This window comes from Aquisalimonas sp. (genome assembly GCF_007120195.1).
In the GTDB taxonomy this organism is placed as follows: Bacteria; Pseudomonadota; Gammaproteobacteria; order Nitrococcales; family Aquisalimonadaceae; genus Aquisalimonas.
Window position 1 is genome coordinate 1 of record NZ_SKOG01000046.1, and the last position, 4,604, is coordinate 4,604.

The window sequence follows — 4,604 nt, forward strand, 5'->3', positions numbered from 1 at the left end:
CCTGACGCTGTTCGAGAAAACACCGTTAGAACAGGCGCTTGCCTTAAGCGATTACATAACCAGCGATCCCGAAACCACTAACCAATTGAATTTGTTCGAAAACTTAACGGGACACTAGTGATCGCTTATCCCTCGTCGCTGGAGTACCTGGCGGAGCAGGTTTACCGGGGGGAGGCGGACAGCGAGCAGGAGGCCCTTGAGAAGGCCAAGGCGGGACTCACCGAACGGCGTCCGATGATGAGCACGCTTCCGGCCGATCTGCTGGACGACTGGTTGATCGCGGAGCCTGACGAGGGGCCGTGACCCGACTGGCCGGTGTACCCCGGAGCAGGGTACACCGGCGTGGTGCGGGCGCCGTGACCGCTGTTGAGCGCCGGTACGTCGGCCTTAGTGGCCGAGGACATCTTCCTTGCCCGTGTGGGCGATCGCCATGACCTCCTCGATCTTCGTCTCGGGGACGCCCAGCTCTTCCAGCGTGTCACGGAAGTGGCTCATGAAGACATCGTAGCCCTCTTCGTCGAGACCCTGCTGGCGGGCACGTTCGTGAGCGGCGTGCAGATTCCGGCCGTTGTAGCGGTTGGGGCCGCCGAATGCCATGGCCAGGAAGTCCTTCTGGCGTGCCTTGATCCGGTCCACGTTCAGGCCGTCGAAGTAGGGGCTCACGCGCGAATCCGCGAGCACCTTCTCGTAGAACCGGTCCAGGGCCATGCCAACGGCCTCGTCTCCACCCAGATCAGTATGTAATGACATTTGGATCATCTCCTACAGGGCACTAGCAGTCAGCCGGCGGCACATGCACCGTGCCGGGTTCGCCGCTGGGCACCCCGAAGAAGGTCGCATACACCCGCGTCCTGTCCTCGCCACTGGGGTTCACCGCGACGTGGATGTTGCCCTGACCGGGGTCGATCCATGCCTGACCGGCTTCGTAGGTGCGGGTCACGCACTCATCGGCGTTGGTGACCTCGAGGGTGCCCTCGACAATGGCCACCACCACCGCTCCGGGGTGGGTGTGCCAGCCGGACGAACCATTCGGTTCCCACTCCACCTCGGCGATGACGACGGTGCCGGCGCTGCCCAGGTCCGCCACGACTTCGCCGGGGCTGTCGCCGGCTTCCTTGTAGGTGAACCGGAACTGTGCGGCCACGTCATCGGCAAAATCCGTATGTCCCGCCAGTATTCTGGCCGTGAACCCGTCGGGTCGATCCGGTTCCGACGCGAGTGCGTTCGCCGTGACGCCGGTGAAACCCACGGCAAGAGCCAGCGGCGCCGCGAGGCCGGCGAGGCCGGCGAGGCCGGGCAGGCGGCGTGTCCGGTGTCGGTGAACGGCGCCGCGCCGGCAGACGGGTGGAGTGTGTCGTTGGATGTTCATCTTTCGCTTCCTCCTGGTCTCGTGCGCTCCCGGACCGGTATCGTCCGGCGGCTGCAGTAGGGGGCCCCGGCCAAGGTCGGGGCGCAAGCCCGATTCTCATGCTATTACCGGTCGTCCAGCGGAAGATCCGTAAGGACTACGGAACCGTTTACGGATCGGGCCGTTTCAGGGCCAGTTCGTCGGCGCGACGAACCAGCTCCCGCTTCGAGGCGACTCCGAGCTTGAGGTAGCTGTTGGCGAGATGGGTCTCGACGGTGCGGCGTCCGATGAACAGGCGCTCGCCGATCTCGCGGGCGGTATGCCCCCGGGCAGCCAGCACGGTGACGTCGCGTTCGCGATCGGTCAGCGCGGCGGGGCCATGGACCGTGGCGGCACGCCGGCCCCGACTGCCGAGGCGCGTGAGCCTGGACAGGGCCGTGTCGTGGCGCCACGCGGCGCTGCAACCGTGAAAGACCTCGGTGGCCAGGGAGAGGGTTTGCACTGCTGCTGTGCGATCCATCTGCTCCAGCGCGCGCCCCTGGGCGTCGAGCGCGATACCGTGGAGCAGATGGTAACCCGCGCCCGAGAAAGCCTCCGCGGCCCGGGCGGCGGCCGTCGCCGCGCGCTGCGGGCGCCCGCCCGCGAGTTCGCTCCAGGCCCGCGCCAGCAGTGCCAGCCCGGGGAGTAGGCCGCCGCCGGCGGTTCGGGCGATGGTGTCGATGCGAGCGGCCGCCTCCGCGGCCATCGGGGCCTCTCCGGCCTCGGCGGCGACCTGGACGGTATCCACGAGCACCAGTGCCTCGCAGGGGGCGGCGCCGATCCGGCGCAGGGGGCATGCCGCGCGCGCGAGCGCTTCCAGGGCGTGCCCGTGGTCGCCGTCGTGCCAGTTGAGGAAGCCGGCTGACCACTCCCACCAGCAACTCCATGTGAGGATATGGCGGCTGCCGTACGTTGTCCGGGCCAGTTCCAGGCTGCCATCGGAGCGGCCGCGCAGCCCCATCTCCGCGTACAGCCGGGCCCCCAGTGCCGCTGCCCAGGCCCGCCGTCGGCTGCCACGGACCGGGCGGCGCACGGCGGCGCGTTCGACCGCGGCGGCCGCGTCCGACAGCCGCCCCGCGAGCCAGTGGCAGTGCGCCAGGTTTTCGTGCGTCATGGCGTCCGCTGCCAGAGCATCGGCGTTGGTCGCCGCTTCAAGCGAAGCGTAGGCCTCCGGTAGTCGCCCGGCGAGCGCCAGGATGGTGGCGTGCTGAGACAGGGACCAGGCCACGCGATAGCTCAAGCTCGCCTGCCGGGCCAGCTCCGCGCCGTACTGGAACAACCGGTCGGATTCCTGGAGGTGACCCGACCAACCCAGTGCATAGGCCCGGGTTCCGGCCGCGTGGACAGCAGCACGCAGGTGTCCGCCTTTCAGGGCGTCGTCCATGACGGCCGCCGCCAGTTCCGCGTCCTCGGCCAGACTCTCCCCGCTGCCGCGCAGCCAGGCCAGTTCGTTGCGTGCCAGCAGGGCGCGCTCTGTATGCCCCGCAGCCTCGAAACACGCGACCGCGGCCCGGCATGCCCGCTCCCCCTCGGCCAGCAGGCCGGCACCGAATGACAGAAAGGCGGCGAGGTGCAGTCGTACAGTGCCCTGGGCGGCGAGATCGTCGGCATCCACCAGGGGTTCGATGCGGCCCATGGCGGCAATCGCCGTGGCGGTGTCGCCTTCAGCGAGATGGGACAGCACCCATTCGGACTCCCAGGTCATGGCGTGCAGCACCCGCAGCCAGCGCGGGTCGTCGGCGGGCAGTAGCTCCAGAAGTGCTGCCAGCGCTGTCAGTGCCTCCTGGTAGAGCCCCCGGGCCTCGGCTTGCGCCATGGCCTTGCACAACGCTTCGATCGCCTCGTCATCCCCCGGTCCGGCGGCGCGCGCGTAATGGCCGGCGGCGGAACCGAGTCGCCCGGCGCGCAAGAGGGTGCGGGCAATGGTTCGGTGCAGAACGCGCCGCCGGGTGCCGCCGATCTGCTGGTAGACCGCGTCGGCCACAACCGGGTGGGCAATCTCGTACGTGAGCGTTGCCCCGTCCGCATGCTCGTTGGCCAGGTGGGCACAGCAGAGTTCTTCAAGGGCGGCACCGAGTATCCCCAGATCCATACCCACGACATCACCCAGGTCGCCGACATCGATCCGCTGTTCCACCACCGCCAATGCCTCGAGCACCGATCGGGGTGCCGGGTGCAGGGCGTGAACCTCCAGGTTCACACGCTCTTGCAGGCTTTCGGGAATCCGCTCCAGTCGCGGCCTTGCCGGATCGGCCTCTTCCTCCAGGAATGCTCGCAGCAGGCCGATGATATAGAGCGGATGCCCGCTGGAGCGTTCCATCAGCCAGGTCACCAGAGGATCCATGACGAAGGCGGATCTCAGCCCGGGTTCGCTGCGCAGGACATCGTGTGCCAGGCGCGCCACGTCCGCACGGCTCAGTGGCTCCAGTGCAATCCGGCGTACAAGGCCGTCTTCGGTCAGGCCCACCAGCACCTCGTCGGCAATGGGATGCCGGTGAAGTTCACCCGGCCGCGCAGTGGCGAGTATGCCAATCGACGCCCCCGAGAGCCGGCGGCCCAGGTAACGCAACGCTTCCCACGACGACATGTCGGCCAGGTGGACGTCGTCCAGGGCGATTATGACCGGCGTGTCCGCGCTGAGCCTGTCGAAGACATCGACCAGACCCTCGAGCAACTCCTGGCGTTGCGGCTCACGGTTGAGCGGGGACGAGGTGGGGGCAGCCGAGGTCAGCAGCGAGGACAGCACGGTGCGGCACAGACGCTGCACTTCGTTGCCGTCGAGCCGGCGCAGATACCGGTCCAGCGCCTCGGTCCAGAGGCCGAGCGAGGCATTGCCGCCCCAGCGATAGGCCCGCGCGGACAGGCACACGGCCCTGTCGGAGAAGCGTTGCAGCACTTCGGCGGCCAACCGAGTCTTGCCCAGCCCGGGCGTACCGGTGATCAGGACTACACGGAAATCGCCCGTGAGAACCCGCTGAAACTCGCCGTCAAGCTCCCCCAACACCCGGTCGCGGCCCGCGAGCGGAGGCCCGAGAGACACCCCATCGCGCGGCCGGGTCGTGTTCATCCGTCGCCTGCATCAGCGCAGCGAACCCAAAGAAGATGTCCGTCGTTCATGGAATATATAGTCGGCCCTGAAGAACTCGCAACCGACTGATGCGGTGTAGGTTGCGGAATTTCTCAGCATTAAGTGCCGCCGTTTGGCGGCTTGTGCCCG

General features: G+C 67.9%; 4 protein-coding genes. 1 reads left to right on the plus strand and 3 read right to left on the minus strand.

Annotated features, from left to right (window positions below; translation table 11 throughout):
- The first annotated feature begins 117 nt into the window (after positions 1-117).
- Positions 118-303: a hypothetical protein gene (locus QZT63_RS03910; RefSeq protein ID WP_290648760.1), complete on the plus strand. Its 186-nt coding sequence runs from the start codon at positions 118-120 to the stop codon at positions 301-303.
- An 84-nt stretch (positions 304-387) separates the two neighbouring features.
- On the opposite strand, the gene QZT63_RS03915 is transcribed toward QZT63_RS03910, so the two are convergent.
- The 3 genes from QZT63_RS03915 to QZT63_RS03925 all read right to left on the minus strand — a co-directional run bounded on the left by QZT63_RS03915 (position 388) and on the right by QZT63_RS03925 (position 4,454).
- Positions 388-750, minus strand: coding sequence for a group 1 truncated hemoglobin (locus QZT63_RS03915; protein WP_290648761.1), 363 nt, complete (start codon positions 748-750; stop codon positions 388-390).
- A gap of 22 nt (positions 751-772) precedes the next feature.
- Entirely contained in the window at positions 773-1,369 is a 597-nt protein-coding gene (locus QZT63_RS03920) for a cupin domain-containing protein (protein ID WP_290648763.1), read from the minus strand.
- 148 nt (positions 1,370-1,517) lie between these two features.
- Complete coding sequence (locus QZT63_RS03925) at positions 1,518-4,454, minus strand: AAA family ATPase (RefSeq protein WP_290648765.1); 2,937 nt, start codon at positions 4,452-4,454, stop codon at positions 1,518-1,520.
- Between the last annotated feature and the right edge of the window lie 150 nt (positions 4,455-4,604).